Here is an 18255-nt window from a genome sequence, read left to right as displayed (position 1 = left end):
GCCACCATGAACGCCTTGCCGCGCGCGACCATGTCGCGCGCCACGATCGGTATTGTCGCAGGGTCCGGCCCGGAAGCCGGCATCGATCTCTGGGGCAAGGTGCTGGCGCGCAACGCTGCCGCCTTTGGAGCCGATTTTCGTGGCGATCTCGACGCGCCGCGGGTCGTGGTGCTGTCGGAGCCGACGCTTGGACTCTCCATGGATCTCGCGGGGAATGTCGAGGTCGTCTGGGAGAGCCTGCGCCAGACGGCAGCCCGCATGGCCGTGCAGGCCGATGCCTGGGCGATCGCCTGCAACACGCTGAACTGGTACGACCACCGCATCGCGACTCTCAATCTTCCCGCGGAATTCGTCTCCTTCCAATCGGTCCTGACCGAATGGATCGCGCGAACCGGCATCCGCCGGCTCGGCCTCTTGGGCGCCGCGCCCGTCACGGAGATGGGCGAATGGTCGGCTTATCGCGGCCTGCGCGAGGCGGTCGAGGTCGAAACACCGGCCGATCCCGCCGCGCTGCAGCAGCTCATCTTCGATGTGAAGCGGCTCGGCAGCCAGGACGCCTCGTTGCGCCCTCGCTTCGCCCGCATCGCCGAAGCGATGAATGCCGACACGCTGCTCCTGGCCTGCACGGAGCTGCCGCTGATCGCGGATGTCGAAACCTCGAAATCGCTCGTCGACGTCACCGATCTCGTCGCCGACGCGCTCGTTGCCCGGTCGCTCGGACGAGAACCCGGCCACGCTCCGACGCCCAAGCCATCACCAATCCAAAACGGGAGGACTACATGAAGGCATCACTGTTCCTGGCTGCCTCGATGGTTGCTCTATGGGCCGGATCGGCCCAGGCGCAGGCTCAGGCGAATTGTCCGGTCAAACTTGGTGCGACCGCACCACTCTCCGCCCCCGGCTCCGTGACCGGCGGCGAGGCCATGCGGGACGCCATCCGGATCGCCGAGGCCGACATCAACAAGGCCGGCGGCGTGCTCGGCTGCCCCGTCCAGGTCGTCATCGTCGACGACGAAGGCCTTCCAGAGCGCGGCCGGGCGGTGATGGAACGGCTGATCACCCAGGATCGCGTCGTGGCGGTCGGTGGCGGCTACCATTCCTCGGTTGGCGTCGCCAACATGCAGGTGGCGGACGCTGCAGGCATTCCCGTCGTTTACGCCGAAACCTGGAATGACGACATCACCGCCAAGGGCCTGAAGCACATCTTCCGCATCGCCCCGCTCTCCTCGGAAGTGGCGCGGATCTTCGTCGACTTCGCCGCGACGATTCCCGGCGTCAAGAAGGTGGTCCTCCTCGCCGAGAACACCGATTACGGCCTGCCCGCCTCCAAGCAGACCAAGGCCGGGCTCGACAAGCTGAACGTCGCCAATGTGACCTTCACCGTCGATATCGGCACGCAGGATTTCTCGGGCATTATCCAGCGCGTCAAAGCCGAAAAGCCCGACATGATCATCCAGCTCCTGACCGGCGAGGGCTCCTACAACTTCACGCAGCAATCGGCCGAAGCGGGGATTGGACCTGGCAACCTGCCGACGACCTGCGACCAGGCGGCGCTGGAATCGGGCGCCTTCTGGAAGAACGTGCCCGACGGCAAGCTCTGCTTCGTCAACGCGGTCGGCCTGCCGCGGGCGCTCTACAACGACAAGACCAAGGCCTTCGTCGCCGCCTACACCGCCAAGACCGGCAAGACCGCGGCCGAAAGCTACGCCATGGAGGCCTATGACTCGATCATGATCCTCGCCGAGGCGATCAAGGCCGCCGGCTCGACCAAGGGCGACGCCATCGTCCAGGCGCTCGAAAAGATCAAATATCCCGGCGTGCTGGGCGAGATCACCTTCCCTTACAACAGCACCAATCCGCCGGCGACTGCGAAGGTCGAGCCGAAGTTCTGGCATCAGTTCCCGAACCCGGCCGTGACGATGGTGCAGTACCAGTCCGCGGGCCAGCTCGCGGCCGATGCCCCCGTGGTCTTCCCGTCCCAGTTCAAGACGGGCGAGGCGATCTGGCCGGGGAAGCGATGAGCTGGAGCGGTTCCGCGGCTCTCTGACCCGCGGAACCGCTGCAAGCTCTTGTTTCATCGCATTTTCTTCAAGGAAAGCGGTGCTCGCACCGCTTGGGAATGCTTGAAGGGCAGCCCATGGACCATCCGGTTTTCTTTTCGCTCGCCATCTCCTGGATGGTCCTTTGGGGTGCGATCGGCGGTGTTCTGATCCGACGCGCCTATTTTGCCCGCGATCTCGACGTCACCGCCGCACGCAGCGTCGGGGTGGCGGTCGGCGCGGCGACCGGGCCGTTCGGCCTCGTCCCGCTCTATCGCTACACGCCTCCGCTGACGCCGATCTGGCGCACTCTGCCCTGGGCGGGCGTGGCGCTGGCGTTCCTGGCGGCTTTCGCCCTGTCGGACCCCGACAATGTCTGCGTTACCTCGGGCTCCTTCGTCGCCTCCCAGATCGCCAACGGCCTGATCATGGGCACGATCTACGGACTGATGGCGCTCGGCCTCGCCTTGATCTTCTCGATCATCGGCGTGGTCAGCTTCGCTCATGGCGAGTTCTACATGATCGGCGGCATGGTCGTGTATTACATGACGGCGGTCTGGCTCCCCGGAGCCGGCCCCCTGGCGGCAGTCCTCGTCGCCTGCGCCGCGACCTTCGCCATCGGCGCCGCGTTCGAGCGGCTGTTCCTGACGCCGATCTATGACGGCCGGGTCGAGCGGCCGAACGAATATGCGATCCTGGTGACCTTCGGCCTCGCCTTCTTCCTGCAATATCTCGTGCAAGGCCTGTCCGGCGCCAACCCGGTCAAGGCTGCGCCCTTCTTCGAGCTGCCGCGCAGCGCCTTTCCGGAGAGCGGGGCGATCCTCAGAACGACGCGCTCGAACCTGACCCTGTTCGACACGATCTCGGTCTCGACGCCGCGCCTGACCGCCGCGATCCTGTCGGTGGCGATGCTGCTGGCGCTGATCTGGTTCCTGTACCGGACCTGGACCGGCAAGGCGCTGCGGGCGACGGCCCAGGATCGCCAGGCGGCAGCCGTGGCCGGTATCAATCCCGGCCGCATGAACATGCTGGCCTTCGGTCTCGGCTGCATGCTGGCTGGCCTCGCCGGGGCCGTGCTGGTGCAGGCCTTCAGTTGGCTGCCCCAGACCGGAGCCATTCCCGCGCTGCGGGCCTTCGTCATCATCGTGCTGGGCGGCATGGGCTCCCTGCCGGGCGCCTTCATCGGCGGCATCCTGCTGGGCCTGATCGAGACCGCCGGGGCAGGCTGCATGCCCGATCCGACCCGGGCGGCGGCCTATCTGCCGGCCTACGGCATGATCGTCCTGACGCTGGTGCTGCTCCTGAAACCCCAAGGCCTGTTCGGGAGGAAGGCATGATCACGCAATCGCCGAGGATCGCCGCGCTGGCAGGCATGGTGGGGCTGCTGCTCTTTCCAGTGTTCTACAACGCCGGCAACTACGACTTCGTGATGCATTTGTGGATCACGGCGTTCTTCTACGCGATCCTGGCATCGAGCTGGGCCCTGCTCGCCGGCTATGGCGGACAGTTCAGCTTCGCCCATCTCGCCTTCATGGCGCTCGGCGCCTATGGCGCCGGCATCCTCGACAACTACGTCGTGCTGACCAGCCATCCCACCGGCACCTGCGCCGAGCTCGGCCTGCTCGGCTCCAATCTCGTGTTCTTGCCGCCTGCCGGCACGGGAAGTGCCACCGCCTGCCTAGAGGCTGCGAAGGCGACGTGGCCGGCCGGCGCCAGCGTCAGCCGTTTCCCGCTATTGCTGCAGGTGGTTTTCGGAGCCGCCCTTGGCGCGGTCTTCGGCTGGCTGATCGGCAGCCTCGTGCTGCGACTCAGGGCCGCCTATCTCGCCCTCTTCACGGTCGGCTTCTCGGAAATCCTGCGCGCCGTGCTTAGCGCGGAGATCTGGCTGACACGCGGGCAGGCGGGCTTGCCGATGTCGCCGCTCTTTCCCAACGGCGTCACGATCTTCGGGACGACCTATGGCCCGGCCGACAAGCTCCCGGCCTATTATGTGATGCTGTTCTTGTTCCTCGCCACGCTGGCGCTGCTGCTCTTTGTCGCGCGCTCGCGCATCGGGCTTTTCCTGCGCAGCCTGCGGGAGGACGAGGAGGCGGCCGAAGCGCTCGGCGTCGACACGGTGCGCTACAAGCGAGCTGTCTTCGTCCTGACGGCGGCGATCGCGGCAACGGCGGGCGCGGTCCAGGGACACTATATCGGCCTGATCACGCCCAACACCATCGTGCTCCTGCAGATGTCGCTCGTCATCGCCATGGCCGTGATCGGCGGGCTCGAAAATGTCGTGGCGGCCGCGATCGGCGCCATCCTGATCTCCTTCGCGCTAGAGCTGCTGCGGACCAATTTCACGATGTTCGGTGTGGCCGTCGACATGGCGACCTGGCGGCTGGTGTTCTTCGGCCTGCTCCTGATGCTGACGCTGCGCTTCCTGCGCAATGGCGTGATCCAGGGAGCCCTGATGTGGATCGAGCGCCGCGGCGTCGGCGCCGAGACGGTGGCCAAGCGGCAGGCGGCGGAGGCGGTGAAATGATCGCGCTCGAGGTCAAGGACATCCGCAAGAAGTTCGGTAGCCACCAGGTCCTGAAAGGCGTCAATTTCCGCATTGAGGGGCCGGAGCTCGTCGGGTTGATCGGGCCGAACGGGGCCGGAAAGACGACCCTGACCAATGTGCTCGACGGCGCGATCAAGCCCGACGGCGGCGTCATCCGCCTCAACGGCCAGCGGATCGATACACTCCACCCCTATGAGGTGGCGCGTGCGGGCCTCGGCCGGACCTTCCAGGTGACGCGGGCCTTCCGGCGGATGACCGTGCTGGAAAACCTCTATGTGCCGGCGCTCGCGATGAACGGCCGGGCCGACCGTCGGGCCATGCAGGAGAAGGCGCATGAGATCCTCGCCTTCCTGACGATCGACCATTTGCGCAACGAATACGGCCGGGCCCTGTCGGGCGGACAGCAGAAGCTGCTGGAGTTGGGGCGCCTGCTCATGCTTGATCCGGACGTCTATATCCTCGACGAGCCCTTCGCCGGTGTGCATCCGAGCCTGATGGCGACGATCTACAAATGGATCGAGCGAGTGAACGGCCAGGGCAAGGCGATCATCCTGATCTCCCACCAGATGGAATCGATCTTCACGCTGTGCCGCCGCCTGCTGGTTCTCAACTTCGGCGACCTCATCGCCGATGGCCCGCCCGGCATCGTCAAGAACGACCCCGAGGTGATCAGGGCCTATCTCGGGCATGAGGAGGACATGTCCGGCACAGGCCTGGTGAAGCTGCAGGAGGCGTCCGATGCTTGAAGTCCGCGACATGGACGTCGGCTACTACAAGGACCTCAACATCCTTTCGAAGCTTCATATCGATGTTAAGGCCCGGCAGATCGTCACCATTCTCGGCGCCAACGGCGTCGGGAAATCCACCTCGCTGAAGGCGATCTACGGCTTCCTGCGGCCCAATGGTGGCACGATCCACCTGAACGGCGCTGCGCTGCTCGACGTGCCCACGCACGAGCGTATCAATCTCGGCCTCGCCTATATCCCGCAGCATCCCGGCATCTTCCGGGACATGAGCGTCGAAGAAAACCTGATGCTGGGCGCCTGGACCTTCCGGCGCGACAAGACGCGCATCGCCCGCAAGATGGACGAGAACTACGCCCGCTTCCCTGTGCTGAAGGAGAAGCGCCGCCAGCCGGCCGGGCAATTGTCGGGGGGCCAGCAGCGGATGATCGAGATCGGGCGCACCTTGATGGGCGAGCCCAAGGTGCTACTGGTCGACGAGCCGACGGCCGGCCTGTCGAAGATGTATGCCGAGGAGGTCTATCAGATGCTCTGCGACCTGCGCGACCGCGACAATCTCGGTATCCTGCTGGTCGATCAGGAAATCCGTCATGCCTTGCGGATCGCCGACTATGTCTATGTCCTCGAACTCGGCCGCAACAAGTTCGAAGGCCCACCATCCGAATTCAGCGACTTGGCCAAGGCATTCTGGGTCGGCTGAGATGCGGCTGCTGATCCATACCGGCGGCACCATCGGGATGGTGCCCTCGGACGACGGTCTTGCGCCCGGTGCGGGCGTGGTCGAGGCCGCCATCGGCGGCCGGGCGCGAATCCATGCCTTCGACCCGCTCCTCGACAGCGCGGCGATCACCCACACGGATTGGAACCGCCTGCTCGACCTGATCGAGGCCGAGGCTGGGCCGGTGGTGATCACGCATGGTACCGATACGATGGCCTATACCGGGGCGGCGCTGTCCCAGGCCCTGGACGGCTGGCCGCACCCGGTCATCCTGACCGGCGCGATGCAGCCCCTGGGCGCAGGCGGGGATGCCGAAGTCAATCTCGAGCGCGCGCTCGCCGCTACACCCGAGGCCGGCGTCTGGCTCGCTTTCGCCGGCCGGCTCCTGCCGGCTGGAGCCCTGGTGAAGCATGACAGCCACGCTGCCGATGCTTTCCGGGCGGCGGCCGAGGCCTCTACTCCCGGCCGTTTCCGGAGCCGCCGCTTTGCCGACCGCGCGCTCGGCATCCTGACGCTCTCGCCAGGCATGACCGGCCCGATGATCTCAGGAGCGCTCGCGACGCTGGATGGGGCGGTGCTGCGTGTCTTCGGCGCCGGCACAATCCCGCCGGCTCCGTCTCTCGCGCAAGCCCTCGCTGAAGCAATCGGACAGGGCTGCCGCCTGCGCGCAGTGTCTGCTTGCGAAACCGGCGGGCTTGCTCTGGGGGCCTATGCCGCGGGCGCTGCCTTGTGGGCCGCCGGTGTCGAGAACGGCGAGCGCGAGACCGCCGAGGCCGCGCTCATCAGCTTATGGCTGTCATTGTCGGAAGAGCGTTGATCGGCACGCTGGCGTCCTCGGCAGCAATGTACTTTTGGGCGTGAAATATTGAAGCGGCCAAGTCCGCTTTCGGACAGATCGCCAGAGTCCGCTTCTGGCGCACCTAGAACCTCTGGGGGCCGAAGCAAGCGATCAACTCCTCCTCCGGCCGCCCCTCGAATCGGCGTAAAATCAGTTCACTGGTGATCGGGGCCAGCGTTACGCCGAGATGGCCGTGGCCGAAGGCGTAGAGGACTCCGGCGCTTGTCCGGCTGCGGCCGATCACCGGCAGGGAGTCCGGTAGCGAGGGACGAAAGCCGAGCCATTGCGATGTCGGCTCGCCCAGTTCCGGGAACAGGCGCCTTGCTCCCCGCAGCAGGAGCGCGATCCGTTTCGGGTTCAACGGAGCGTCGAGGCCGCCGAGCTCGACCGTACCGGCGATGCGCAGGCGCCCGGCCATGGGCGTCATGTAGAAGCCGAACTCGATCGGGCTGACCGGGCGGGTGATCGGCGGCGTCTCCGATGCGAACTCGATGTGGTAGCCACGCTCGGTGTCGAGCGGGATGTCGTCGCCGCATTGGCGGGCAAGCGCGCACGAGCGGGCGCCGGCCGCGATGACCACCGTGCGCGCTTGAACCGCGCTGCCGTCGGCGCAGTCGATCCGGATTCCACCAGCGCGCTGCAGATCGAGGCGCTCCGCCTTGGCCCGATGAAAGAGCGCGCCGGCCGCGGCGATCCGCTCGGCCAGCAATCCGGCCACTCCGCCGGGATCGACGAGATGAGCGGCATCCGGGAAGAACAGGCCGGCCGCCATCGCCGGCAGGCCGGGCTCCAGCTGCGCGACCTCCGGCCCGGTCAGCCATTCCTGGCGGATGCCGAGTTCGTTGCGCATCCGCGTCGCCCAGTCCGGTCCGCCGCGCGGCGCCTCCCGGAAGACGTAGAGACAGCCTTCATGCCGGAGCAGGCCGGAAAGCCCGGCCTCGTCTGCAAGCGTCCGCCAGGCCGGCATCGCCTGCGCCAAAAGGCCGGCGAGCGCCTGGGCGTTGCGACGCGCCGGCCGGTCGAAGGATTGCCGCAGGAAGCGCGACAACCAGGGGACAAGGCCGGGGAGCTCCTGCCAGCGCAGCGCGAACGGGCTGTCGGCCGACAGGAGCAGTCCCGGCAGGTTGCGCAGCACATCGGGATTGCCGACCGGCGCGCAGCCATAAGGCGCGATTGCGCCGGCATTGCCATAGGAGGCGCCGGAGCCGGGCTCATTGGGGTCGATGATGACGACATCGCGGCCGCCCTGCGCCAGCCGATACGCCACGCTGAGCCCGACGATACCAGCGCCGATGACCGCGACATCCGTGGCGACTGTCGCGGGCATCGCGCTCACACCGCGCCGGAGACTTCGATGTCGCCGGAGCGCAGCAGGTCGGCGATGATCGTCAGCGCCTGCTGCAGCGCCACCAGTGTCGGCGCCGCGCCGAGATTGATGCGCACGGCGTGGGTCAGGATCTCGCGCCCGACAGCGAAGGCGTCGGCCGGCAGGACGCCGACGCCACGCTGGCGACAGACGCGCGCGAAGCCGGCGCCGCGCCAGGGCTCGGGCAGATGCAGCCAGGCATGCGTCGAATTTTCCGCCGTCTGGACGTCGAACTCGCCGAGCGTGTCCCGCAGGACGGCCTGGCGCCTGCGCAGTTCCGCCCGGTTCGCATCGATGATCCGCTGCGCGCTGCCGTCTTCCATGAGATTGGTGGCGATCAGCGCGGTTGCCGGACTGATGCTCCAGCAATCGATGCGCAGCGCAGCCGCGACATGCCCGAGCACTGCGCGTGGCGCAACGACGAAACCGTAGCGCAGGCCGGGCGCGACGCATTTCGACAGGCAGGCGATATGCACGGTCAGTTCAGGCTCGAGAGTCGCGAAGGAGGGCGGCGATTGCTCGAGCAGCGGCCGATAGACGTCGTCCTCGATGATCAGCACGTTGTGCCGCCGCGCGATCGCGGCAAGCTCGCGCCGACGCTCCTCGCTCAGCGTGATCGTGGTCGGGTTGTGCAGGCTGGGGATCAGGAAGACGGCGCGCGGGCGCAGGCTGGCACAGGCCGCCTCGAACGCGTCCGGGCGCATGCCGTCGCGGCCGATCGGCAGGCCGCGCAGATCGAGCCCGAGCGAGCGGCAGAGCGCGCTGACGCCCTGATAGGTGATGGAATCGGCCAGGATGACGTCGCCGCGTTGCGCCACTGCGCGCAGGACACAGGCCAGGCCGTGCTGCGCGCCGTCGGTCAATACCACCAGGCTTGGATCGCCACCTCCGGCGACGCCATCCAGCCAGTTCGCGGCGGCGACGCGCGCCCAGAGCGGACCTTCCGGCGGATGATAATCCTGCAGGCTAGCGAAGCGGCGATCCTTCGACAGCCGCGGCAGCAGGGCCGCTGCCGCCTCGATATAGCCTGACGTCGGCGGCCGATTGACCGAGAGGTCGATCAGCCCGGCCTCGTCGCTCGGGGCCGAGGTGAAGCCCGGCTCCTCGCTCTCACGTTGGGCGATCAGCGTGCCGCGGCCCGGGCGCGCCTCGACCAGCCCACGCTCTTGCAGCATGGCGAAGGCGCGCGTCACCGTGGTGACGTTGACGCCGAGTGCCCTGGCGATTTCGCGATGGGGCGGCAGCCTTTCGCCCTCGGCCAACTCGCCGCGGGCGATGCGCTCGCCGATCGCGTCGGCCAGGCGCTGATAGACCGGCCCGTCGCTGGCTGAGAGTTCCAGATTGTCGAGCATGGCCCAGCGCCGTCCCGGTCGCGATTATCCTACAAAACGCCATCTATCATAGGCCAGAACGCCGGACAATCCGCCTTGTGTGTCGAATTTAGCCTCAACCTCGTTTAGTTGTCTGACATATTTTACCACTGAAGGCCGTTGACGAGCGGAAAATGTCACGTATAAGTTCCGCTCAATCCAACTTGTATGACCATACAAGTTGGATGGGAAAACAACGACAAGGGGAGCCGCTTTCATGACGCAAAGCGCAGCGGCATCAGCGAATCGCCTGACCATTCAGCCGGATCTCCCGGCGGCCGCAGCTCGGCTGCATCGCGTGGATTCGGCTTTGGAGACCGATCACTTCGTCCGATTCAGCGCTGTCGAGAAGTTCTACGCCTCGTTCCATGCAGTCCGTAACCTGAACCTGCATGTCGGCCGCGGCGAGTTCCTGACCTTTCTCGGCCCGTCCGGCTCCGGCAAGACGACGACGCTCAACATGCTGGCCGGCTTCGAGCGACCGAGCCGCGGCGAGATCACGCTGGGTGGCAAATCGGTTGAGCGCCTGCCGCCCTATGAGCGCAATATCGGCATGGTCTTCCAGAACTACGCGCTCTTCCCGCATATGAGCGTCGAGGAGAACGTCGCCTTTCCGCTCTCGGTCCGGAAGGTGCCGCGCGGCGAGATCGGCCCACGGGTCAAGCGGGCGCTCGACATGGTCCGGCTGCAGCAGTTCGGCGAGCGCAAGCCGACACAGCTCTCGGGCGGCCAGCAGCAGCGCGTCGCGCTCGCCCGTGCGCTCGTCTTCGAACCGGCGCTCGTCTTGATGGACGAGCCGCTCGGCGCGCTCGACAAGAAGCTGCGCGAGCACATGCAGATCGAGATCAAGCAGATCCACGAGATGCTCGGCGTCACCGTTGTCTATGTGACGCATGACCAAAGCGAGGCGCTGACGATGTCGGACCGCGTCGCGGTCTTCGATACCGGCTCCGTCGTCCAGATCGGCCCGCCCGACGCGCTCTACAACGAGCCGGCCACTGCCTTCGTCGCCGGCTTCATCGGCGAGAACAACACGGTGGGCGGGGTGGTGGAACGCGTCGTCGGCGACCAGTGCCTGGTCGCGCTGGAGGGCGGGCTTCAGGCGATGGCGCTCGCGATCGGCGAGCTCGCGCCTGGCAGACAGGTCCAGCTCGCGGTTCGACCCGAGCGGATCGCCCTGTCGTCCGATAATGGCCCGCAGGAGAACCGCTTCCGGGCCATCGTCGACGGGCGCATCTATCTCGGCGACCACCAGCGCCTGCTCGTCAGGCTCGCCGGCGGGCAGGTCCTGACGCTCAAGGTCGGGCCGGAGGGCGCACCGGCCCAGGGCGAAGCCATCGAGATCGGCTGGTCCGCCATCCATAGCCGGGCCTTCGCGGCCTGAAGGCAACACAAGAAGCCGTCACAAAACCAGGGGAGAGAAGAATGACACGCGCTTTGAAGTCTTGGGTTCGCGGCGCCGCCAGCGCGCTGGCGCTTGGCCAATTGCAGCCGGCCGCGGCCGCCGAACTGACGGTCATGGCCACCGGCGGCGCCTGGCAGGCCGCCTTGCGGCAGGCCTGGTTCGAGCCCTTCGCCAAGAAGAACGGGATCAAGCTCAACGAGCAGGAATATCTCGGCGACCTCGGCAAGATCAAAGCCATGGTCGAGACCGGCAATGTCCCGATCGACCTCGTCACCGTCGAGACCTCGACCGTGCTGCAGGGCTGCGATGCCGGTGTGCTGATGCGCCTCGACTACGCGAAGATCGGTGACCGCTCGCGCTTCCTGCCGGGCACCGCGCTCGATTGCGGCGTCGGCATCGACGTCTATGGCGACATCCTCGCCTATGACTCGTCGGTCCTGACCACGGCGCCGACTTCGGTGCTCGACATCTTCGACACCCAGAAATTCCCGGGCAAGCGCGCCATGCGCAAGGCGGCGGCGCAGAATCTCGAATGGGCGCTGATGGCCGATGGCGTGCCGCTCGCCGAGATCTACAAGGTGCTGGCGACGCCGGCCGGGGTCGAGCGCGCCTTCAAGAAGCTCGGCACGATCAAGAAGGACATCGTCTGGTGGGAGGCGGGCGCCCAGCCGGCGCAGCTCCTCGCCTCGAAGGAGGTGGTGATGTCGACCGCCTGGAACGGACGCATCCAGGCTGCCATCGACCAGGACAAGCGGCCCTTCAAGATCGTCTGGGAACACCAGATCATCGAATACGACATGATGGCGATCCCGAAGGGGGCCAAGAACCTCGACCTCGCCTACAAATACCTCGCCTACACCGCCCAGGCCGAGATCGGCGCGCAGCTCGGCCAGTACATCCCCTACGGGCCGGTGCTGAAGGATGCGACGCCCTTCGTGCCGAAGGAGGTTCTGCCGAAGCTGCCGACCGCGCCGGAGAACATGAAGACCCACCTCGTCGCCAATGTCGAATTCTGGGGCGACCATGGCGAGGACCTGACTAAGCGCTTCAACGCCTGGCTCGCCCAATAGCCGGCCCTGCAACCGCGTCCCGGGCGCCATGAGCGCCCGGGCCTGAAGCTGGAGCGCATACCATGACATCGATCGCCATGCCGGTGTCCGTGACGCGGGATCATCGCGAGAGCCTGAAGCCGCTGGCGCTTGCCGCGCCGCTGCTCATCCTGCTGCTGTTCAGCTTCGCGATTCCGATCGTCGCGCTCCTGTCGCGCGCCTTCCATGAGCCGACTATCGCCAACGCGCTGCCACGGACCACGACTGCGCTCGCGGTCGACAGCAGCGCCATGCCGGGCGAGCCGGTCTTCCAGGCCTTCGCCGCCGATCTGGCACAGGCCCAGGCGGCCGGCGCGGTTTACGAATTCGGCAAGGCGCTGAATGTCCGGCTGCCGGGTGTCCGCAGCCAGATCCTGCGGGCGGCACGGGCCGCCGGGCAGGACCAGTCGATCGGCAAGGACGAGCTAATCGCCGCGGCGCCACTCCTTGGCGAGGAGCGCGCCTGGACGGCGATCCGCGCGGGCACCAGCCCCTTCACCAGCTTCTTTCTGCTCAGCGCCTTCGACCTGCGCTGGTCCGACCAGGGCGCGATCGAACAGGCCTCGCCGGAGCAGGCGGTGTTCCTGCGCGTCTTCGGCCGCACCTTCCTGATCGCGGCCGTGGTCACATTGGCGACGCTCGTGCTCGCCTTCCCGCTCGCCTACCTGATAACCAATCTGAAGCCGCTCGCGGCGGGTGCCGTGCTGGTGCTGGTGCTGCTGCCGTTCTGGACCTCGATCCTGGTGCGTACCGCCGCCTGGACCGTGCTGCTGCAGAAGTTCGGGCTGCTGAACGATGCCCTGCTCTGGCTCGGCTTCACCAGCGAGCGGCTTGAGCTGATGTACAGCCGCGCCGGCCTGATCGTCGCGATGACCCATATCCAGCTGCCGTTCACGTTGCTGCCGATCTACAGCGTGATGCGCTCGATGCAGCCCTCGCAGCTCAGGGCGGCGCAATCGCTCGGCGCCCGTCCCTGGACCGCCTTCCGGAAGGTCTACCTGCCCCAGGTCATGCCGGGCGTGCTGGCCGGCTGCCTGCTCACCTTCATCCTGTGCCTCGGCTACTACATCACGCCGGTCCTGATCGGCGGCGCCAGCGACCAGCTGATGAGCAACTTCATCGCCAACTACGTCAATGTCGAGCTCAACTGGGAGATGGCGGCGGCGCTGAGCTTCGTCCTCCTGGTCTCGACCATCGGGCTCTACCTGGCGATGACCCGCTATCTCGGCCTCGATCTCTTCAGGATGGGGTGAACGACCATGCTGATGTCGCCCTTTCCGACCCTCGGCGAACGCATCCGTGTCGGCCTGCTCTGGCTCTGGTGTGCGCTGACGCTGGTCTATCTCATCGTCCCCATCCTGGTGCCGATCCCGCTCTCCTTCTCCAGCGGCACCTTCTTCACCTTCCCGCTGCCGGGCTATTCGACACGCTGGTACGAGACCGTGCTCGGCACGCCGCGCTGGCGGGCCGCGATCGGCAACAGCCTGCTGATCGGCTTCGGCGTCACCATCCTCGCCACCACGCTCGGCACGCTGACGGCGATCGGCCTGTCCAATCCGCGCTTTCCGGCGCGCAGGCTGATCGTGCCGCTGCTGATCTCGCCGCTGATCGTGCCGGTGGTCGTGACCGCGGTCGGCACCTACCTGTTCTATGCCCGCGTCGGCCTCGCCAGCACCTATCTCGGCATCATCCTCGCCCATACCGTGCTCGCGAGCCCCTTCGTCGTGGTCACCGTGAGCGCGAGCCTCACCGGCTTCGACCGCAACCTGATGCGCGCCACCGCCATCCTCGGCGCCAGGCCCTTCACCGGCTTCCGCCGGGTGATGCTGCCGTTGATCCTGCCGGGCGTGCTCTCGGGCGCCGCCTTCGCCTTCGTGACCTCCTTCGACGAAGTCGTCGTCGCCCAGTTCCTGGCCAATGCCGACCAGCGCACCTTGCCGCTAGAAATGTTTACGGGCCTGCGCGAGCAGCTCAGCCCGGCCATCACCGCCGCGGCGACAATGATGATGGGCCTGTCGATCCTGCTGCTCCTGGTCGCCAACCTGCTCGCCCGCCGCTCGAAGCGGATGGCAGGACAGTTGCAGGAATAGGCCAGAACGGCATTCTCTTGCTCGTTCGGCCATCGTCCCCGTTACTCCAGCCCTCAGGGATATCCATGCCCGATGCCTTCTCTTTCGAGGCCCTGAAGACCGCGGTGGCGGCCGGGGAGATCGACACCGTCATCGTCGCCATGGTCGACATGGCCGGGCAATTGATCGGCAAGCGCTTCCATGCCGAGCATTTCGTCGCGACCGCCCATGACGAGACCCATGCCTGCAACTATCTGCTGGCCAGCGACATCGATATGGAGCCGGTCCCCGGCTACGCCGCTGCCAACTGGTCGAAGGGCTATGGCGACTTCGTCCTGAAGCCGGACCTGGCGACGCTGCGGCGCATCGCCTGGCTGCCCGGCACGGCGCTGGTCATCGCCGATGTCCTCGACCATCACAGCCATGAGGATGTGCCGCATGCGCCGCGTGGCATGCTGAAGAAGCAGCTCGCCCGTCTGCAGTCGCTGGGCATCAAGGCCTATTTCGCCACCGAGCTTGAATTCTACCTGTTCGACGAGAGCTATGAGGCGATCCACGCCAAGGGCTATCGCGAGCCGAAGACGGCCGGCTACTACATCGAGGACTACCACATCTTCCAGACCACCAAGGAAGAGCCGGTGATGCGGGCGATCCGCAACGGGCTGCACGAGAGCGGCATCCCGGTCGAGAACTCCAAGGGCGAGTGGGGCCCGGGCCAGGCCGAGATCAATGTCCGCTATGCCGATGCGCTCGCCATGGCCGACCGCCATGTCGTGATCAAGAACGGCATCAAGGAGATCGCCCACGCCCAGGGCAAGGCCGTCACCTTCATGTCGAAATGGCGCTACGACCTTGCCGGCTCCTCCAGCCATGTCCACGCCTCGCTCTGGGACGCGAAGGGGGAGAAGTCGCTCTTCGCCGACCCCAGCGGCGCGCACGGCATGTCGGAATTGATGCGCCAGTACGTGGCGGGGCAACTCGCCCATGCCCGCGAGATCACCTATTTCCTCGCGCCCTACATCAACTCCTACAAGCGCTTCCAGCAGGTCGGCACCTTCGCGCCGACACGCGCCGTCTGGAGCGACGACAATCGCACCGCGGGCTTCCGCCTCTGCGGCGCCGGCAGCAAGGCCATCCGGATCGAGTGCCGGATCGGTGGCTCCGACCTCAACCCCTACCTAGCCTTCGCCGCGCTGATCGCCGCCGGCCTCTCCGGCATCGAGCAGAAGCTCGAACTGGAGCCGGCCTTCGTCGGCGACGCCTATGGCGGCGCGGAGCTGCGCCAGATTCCGAACACGCTGCGCGAGGCGACGCAGACGCTCGATGGCTCGGCGATGCTGCGGGCCGCTCTCGGCGATGCCGTGGTCGACCATTACGTCCACACCGCGCGCTGGGAGCAGCTCGAATACGACCGCCGCATCACCGACTGGGAACTGAAGCGCGGCTTCGAACGCTACTGAGACGGATGAGCCCAACGATGACCGACGTATTGCGCTGCGTGTCGCCCGTGGATGGGCGTGTCTATGCCGAGAGGGAGGCCGCGAGCGAAGCTGCGATCTCGGCTGCGCTGCGGGCAGCCCGTGATGCCCAGCGCGACTGGCGCAGGGTCGAGATCGCCCGCCGCGCCGCGTTCTGCTCCGCCTTCGTCGATGCGATGCTGGCGATGAAGGACGAGATCGTTCCCGAGCTCGCCTGGCAGATGGGCCGGCCGATCCGCTATGGCGCCGGCGAATTGCGCGGCTTCGAGGAGCGTGCCCGCCACATGATCGGGCTCGCCGAGAGCGCTCTCGCGCCGTTGCGGCCCGAGCCCAAGGACAAGTTCGAGCGCTGGATCGCGCGTGAGCCGCTCGGCCTGGTCATGGTCGTCGCGCCCTGGAATTACCCTTACCTCACCGCGGTCAACACGGTCGTGCCGGCGCTGATGGCGGGCAATGCCGTCATCCTGAAGCATGCGGCCCAGACCCTGCTGGTCGGCGAGCGCTTCCAGAAGGCGGCCGGCGCCGCGGGGCTTCCGGCCGGGCTGTTCCAGAACCTCGTGCTCAGCCATGCCCAGACCGGCCGGATCATCGCGAGCCGGCAGGTCGACCAGGTCAACTTCACCGGCTCGGTCGCCGGCGGTAAGGCGATGGAGGCCGCCGCCAGCGGCACGTTCATCGGCCTCGGCCTTGAGCTCGGCGGCAAGGACCCGGCCTATGTTCGGGCCGATGCCGATCTCGCCCAGGCGGTCGAGAACCTGGTCGACGGCGCCTTCTTCAATTCCGGCCAGTCCTGCTGCGGCGTCGAGCGCATCTATGTCCATCGCGACCTCTATCCGAAGTTCGTCGACGGTTTCGTCGAGCTGACGAAGAGCTATGTGCTGGGCGATCCGCTCGACGACGCCACGACACTGGGACCGATGATCAAGACGGAAGCCGCCGAGTTTGCCCGCGGCCAGGTCGCGGAGGCCGCGCGCGCCGGCGCCAAAGCGCTGGTCGACCCCGGCCTCTTCCCGCGCGATCGCTCGGGCACGCCCTATATGGCGCCGCAGGTCGTGGTCGACGTGAACCATCAGATGGGCCTGATGCGCGAGGAGAGCTTCGCACCGACGGTCGGCATCATGGCTGTCGCCGACGACGAGGAGGCGGTCGCGCTGATGAACGACAGCCCCTATGGGCTCACCGCCTCGCTCTGGACGCAAGATCCGGACGCCGCCGCGCGCCTTGGCGCGCAAATCGAGACCGGCACGGTCTTCATGAACCGCTGCGATTATCTCGACCCGGCGCTGGCCTGGACCGGGGTCAAGGACACCGGGCGCGGCGCCTCGCTCTCCCGCATCGGCTACGAGATGCTGACGCGGCCGAGGTCCTTCCATTTCCGCACTGCTTTCTGAACGAGGCGACCCGTGACACTGACGGCCAACTGGAACTACCCCACCGCGGTCCGCTTCGGGCCCGGGCGGATCAGCGAGCTCGCGCAGGCCTGCCGCGCCGCCGGCATCGCAAAGCCGCTCCTCGTCACCGATTCCGGCCTGTCCGGCCTGCCGATGATCAGGGATGCCATGGCGCTCCTCGACGCAGACGGGCTCAAGGTCACGCTGTTCGACCGCGTCCAGGCCAATCCGGTCGCCGCGAATGTCGAGGATGGCCTCGGCGTCTTCCGCGCCAGCGGCAGCGACGGTGTCATCGCCTTCGGCGGCGGCTCGGCGCTCGATTGCGGCAAGGTCGTTGCCTTCATGGCCGGGCAGAGCCGGCCGATGTGGGATTTCGAGGACATCGGCGACTGGTGGACGCGCGCCGACCCGGCCGGCATCGCTCCGATCATCGCTGTCCCGACCACGGCCGGCACCGGCTCGGAGGTCGGCCGCGCCGGCGTCATCACCGACGAGACGACGCAGACCAAGAAGGTGATCTTCCACCCCAGGATGATGCCGCAGATCGTGATCTGCGACCCCGAGCTCACCATCGGCTTGCCGCCGAAGGTCACGGTCGGCGCCGGAATGGACGCGCTGGCGCATTGCCTCGAAGCCTATTGCGCGCCGGGCTTCCACCCGCTGGCGGACGGGATCGCGCTCGAAGGCATCCGGCTCTGCAAGGTCTTCCTGCCGCGCGCGGTCGCCGACGGCAGCGATATCGAGGCACGGGCCCAGATGATGGCCGCCGCCGCGATGGGCGCGACCGCCTTCCAGAAGGGGCTCGGCGCCATCCACGCCCTGTCGCATCCGGTCGGCTCGGTGCACCATACCCATCACGGCATGACCAACGCCGTGTTCATGCCCTATGTCCTCGCCTTCAACCGCCCTGCCATCGAGGAGAAGATCGCGCGGCTTGCCGCCTATATCGGGCTGGAGCCGAGCTTCGATGCCTTCTTCGACTGGATCGTGACCTTGCGCCGCGAGCTCGGCGTGCCCGATACGCTCAAAGCCTTCGGTGTGACCGCGCTCGACTATGGCAGGCTGGCGAAGATGGCGATCGTCGATCCGACCGCCGGAGGCAATCCCGTGCCGCTCACCGAGGAGGCCGCCGACGTCCTGTTCCGGCAGGCCACGGGATAAGCGCTTTTTCGGCTAGCTGACACACCGCTGCGCCCCAGTGCCAG

At 66.9% G+C, this 18255-nt stretch carries 16 protein-coding genes; 14 read left to right on the top strand and 2 right to left on the bottom strand.

What is annotated here, in order from left to right; genetic code table 11:
• The first annotated feature begins 6 nt into the window (after nucleotides 1–6).
• From AC07O0_RS01310 to AC07O0_RS01280, 7 genes are all read left to right on the top strand, one after another.
• Nucleotides 7–783, top strand: a complete 777-nt coding sequence (locus tag AC07O0_RS01310) for an aspartate/glutamate racemase family protein (RefSeq protein ID WP_494619394.1) — start codon at nucleotides 7–9, stop codon at nucleotides 781–783.
• Nucleotides 780–2021, top strand: a complete 1242-nt coding sequence (locus AC07O0_RS01305) for an ABC transporter substrate-binding protein (RefSeq protein ID WP_494619392.1) — start codon at nucleotides 780–782, stop codon at nucleotides 2019–2021. Before AC07O0_RS01310 ends, AC07O0_RS01305 begins: the two co-directional genes overlap by 4 nt.
• A gap of 116 nt (nucleotides 2022–2137) precedes the next feature.
• Complete coding sequence (locus AC07O0_RS01300; RefSeq protein WP_494619391.1) at nucleotides 2138–3376, top strand: branched-chain amino acid ABC transporter permease; 1239 nt, start codon at nucleotides 2138–2140, stop codon at nucleotides 3374–3376.
• Nucleotides 3373–4563, top strand: coding sequence for a branched-chain amino acid ABC transporter permease (locus AC07O0_RS01295; protein WP_494619389.1), 1191 nt, complete (start codon nucleotides 3373–3375; stop codon nucleotides 4561–4563). The genes AC07O0_RS01300 and AC07O0_RS01295 overlap by 4 nt, the downstream gene beginning before the upstream one ends.
• Complete coding sequence (locus AC07O0_RS01290) at nucleotides 4560–5330, top strand: ABC transporter ATP-binding protein (RefSeq protein WP_494619388.1); 771 nt, start codon at nucleotides 4560–4562, stop codon at nucleotides 5328–5330. Before AC07O0_RS01295 ends, AC07O0_RS01290 begins: the two co-directional genes overlap by 4 nt.
• Nucleotides 5323–6027, top strand: a complete 705-nt coding sequence (locus AC07O0_RS01285) for an ABC transporter ATP-binding protein (protein WP_494619386.1) — start codon at nucleotides 5323–5325, stop codon at nucleotides 6025–6027. The genes AC07O0_RS01290 and AC07O0_RS01285 overlap by 8 nt, the downstream gene beginning before the upstream one ends.
• Before the next feature lies 1 nt (nucleotide 6028).
• Nucleotides 6029–6862, top strand: a complete 834-nt coding sequence (locus AC07O0_RS01280) for an asparaginase (protein ID WP_494619384.1) — start codon at nucleotides 6029–6031, stop codon at nucleotides 6860–6862.
• Nucleotides 6863–6965: 103 nt separating this feature from the next.
• Here the strand turns inward: AC07O0_RS01280 and AC07O0_RS01275 are convergent, their stop codons facing one another.
• Nucleotides 6966–8210, bottom strand: a complete 1245-nt coding sequence (locus tag AC07O0_RS01275; RefSeq protein ID WP_494619382.1) for an NAD(P)/FAD-dependent oxidoreductase — start codon at nucleotides 8208–8210, stop codon at nucleotides 6966–6968.
• Between the two features lie 5 nt (nucleotides 8211–8215).
• A complete protein-coding gene (locus AC07O0_RS01270) occupies nucleotides 8216–9601 on the bottom strand; it encodes an aminotransferase-like domain-containing protein (RefSeq protein WP_494619380.1) in 1386 nt (461 codons plus the stop codon).
• A 316-nt stretch (nucleotides 9602–9917) separates the two neighbouring features.
• Here AC07O0_RS01270 and AC07O0_RS01265 point away from each other — a divergent pair, with 316 nt between their 5' ends.
• The 7 genes from AC07O0_RS01265 (at nucleotide 9918) to AC07O0_RS01235 (ending at nucleotide 18211) form a co-directional block, all read left to right on the top strand.
• Nucleotides 9918–11003 (top strand): ABC transporter ATP-binding protein, encoded by a 1086-nt coding sequence (locus tag AC07O0_RS01265; protein WP_494619378.1) that lies wholly within the window; start codon nucleotides 9918–9920, stop codon nucleotides 11001–11003.
• A gap of 41 nt (nucleotides 11004–11044) precedes the next feature.
• On the top strand, nucleotides 11045–12094 hold the full coding sequence (locus AC07O0_RS01260) for an ABC transporter substrate-binding protein (RefSeq protein ID WP_494619376.1): 1050 nt from the start codon (nucleotides 11045–11047) through the stop codon (nucleotides 12092–12094).
• A 62-nt stretch (nucleotides 12095–12156) separates the two neighbouring features.
• A complete protein-coding gene (locus AC07O0_RS01255) occupies nucleotides 12157–13365 on the top strand; it encodes an ABC transporter permease (RefSeq protein WP_494619374.1) in 1209 nt (402 codons plus the stop codon).
• A gap of 6 nt (nucleotides 13366–13371) precedes the next feature.
• Nucleotides 13372–14202, top strand: coding sequence for an ABC transporter permease (locus tag AC07O0_RS01250; protein WP_494619372.1), 831 nt, complete (start codon nucleotides 13372–13374; stop codon nucleotides 14200–14202).
• Nucleotides 14203–14267: 65 nt separating this feature from the next.
• Nucleotides 14268–15641: a glutamine synthetase family protein gene (locus AC07O0_RS01245; protein ID WP_494619371.1), complete on the top strand. Its 1374-nt coding sequence runs from the start codon at nucleotides 14268–14270 to the stop codon at nucleotides 15639–15641.
• Between the two features lie 17 nt (nucleotides 15642–15658).
• Nucleotides 15659–17050: an aldehyde dehydrogenase family protein gene (locus AC07O0_RS01240; protein WP_494619369.1), complete on the top strand. Its 1392-nt coding sequence runs from the start codon at nucleotides 15659–15661 to the stop codon at nucleotides 17048–17050.
• A gap of 12 nt (nucleotides 17051–17062) precedes the next feature.
• A complete protein-coding gene (locus AC07O0_RS01235) occupies nucleotides 17063–18211 on the top strand; it encodes an iron-containing alcohol dehydrogenase (protein ID WP_494619367.1) in 1149 nt (382 codons plus the stop codon).
• Nucleotides 18212–18255: the final 44 nt, after the last annotated feature.

This window comes from Allobosea sp. GW821-FHT10B12, from assembly GCF_059415545.1.
This window is presented reverse-complemented; position numbering and strand designations above follow the sequence as displayed.

Coding starts and splice junctions, on each gene's coding strand:
- AC07O0_RS01310 (WP_494619394.1), top strand. CDS start 7: ATGAACGCCTTGCCGCGCGCGACCATGTCGCGCGCCACGATCGGTATT.
- AC07O0_RS01305 (WP_494619392.1), top strand. CDS start 780: ATGAAGGCATCACTGTTCCTGGCTGCCTCGATGGTTGCTCTATGGGCC.
- AC07O0_RS01300 (WP_494619391.1), top strand. CDS start 2,138: ATGGACCATCCGGTTTTCTTTTCGCTCGCCATCTCCTGGATGGTCCTT.
- AC07O0_RS01295 (WP_494619389.1), top strand. CDS start 3,373: ATGATCACGCAATCGCCGAGGATCGCCGCGCTGGCAGGCATGGTGGGG.
- AC07O0_RS01290 (WP_494619388.1), top strand. CDS start 4,560: ATGATCGCGCTCGAGGTCAAGGACATCCGCAAGAAGTTCGGTAGCCAC.
- AC07O0_RS01285 (WP_494619386.1), top strand. CDS start 5,323: ATGCTTGAAGTCCGCGACATGGACGTCGGCTACTACAAGGACCTCAAC.
- AC07O0_RS01280 (WP_494619384.1), top strand. CDS start 6,029: ATGCGGCTGCTGATCCATACCGGCGGCACCATCGGGATGGTGCCCTCG.
- AC07O0_RS01275 (WP_494619382.1), bottom strand. CDS start 8,210: ATGCCCGCGACAGTCGCCACGGATGTCGCGGTCATCGGCGCTGGTATC.
- AC07O0_RS01270 (WP_494619380.1), bottom strand. CDS start 9,601: ATGCTCGACAATCTGGAACTCTCAGCCAGCGACGGGCCGGTCTATCAG.
- AC07O0_RS01260 (WP_494619376.1), top strand. CDS start 11,045: ATGACACGCGCTTTGAAGTCTTGGGTTCGCGGCGCCGCCAGCGCGCTG.
- AC07O0_RS01255 (WP_494619374.1), top strand. CDS start 12,157: ATGACATCGATCGCCATGCCGGTGTCCGTGACGCGGGATCATCGCGAG.
- AC07O0_RS01250 (WP_494619372.1), top strand. CDS start 13,372: ATGCTGATGTCGCCCTTTCCGACCCTCGGCGAACGCATCCGTGTCGGC.
- AC07O0_RS01245 (WP_494619371.1), top strand. CDS start 14,268: ATGCCCGATGCCTTCTCTTTCGAGGCCCTGAAGACCGCGGTGGCGGCC.
- AC07O0_RS01240 (WP_494619369.1), top strand. CDS start 15,659: ATGACCGACGTATTGCGCTGCGTGTCGCCCGTGGATGGGCGTGTCTAT.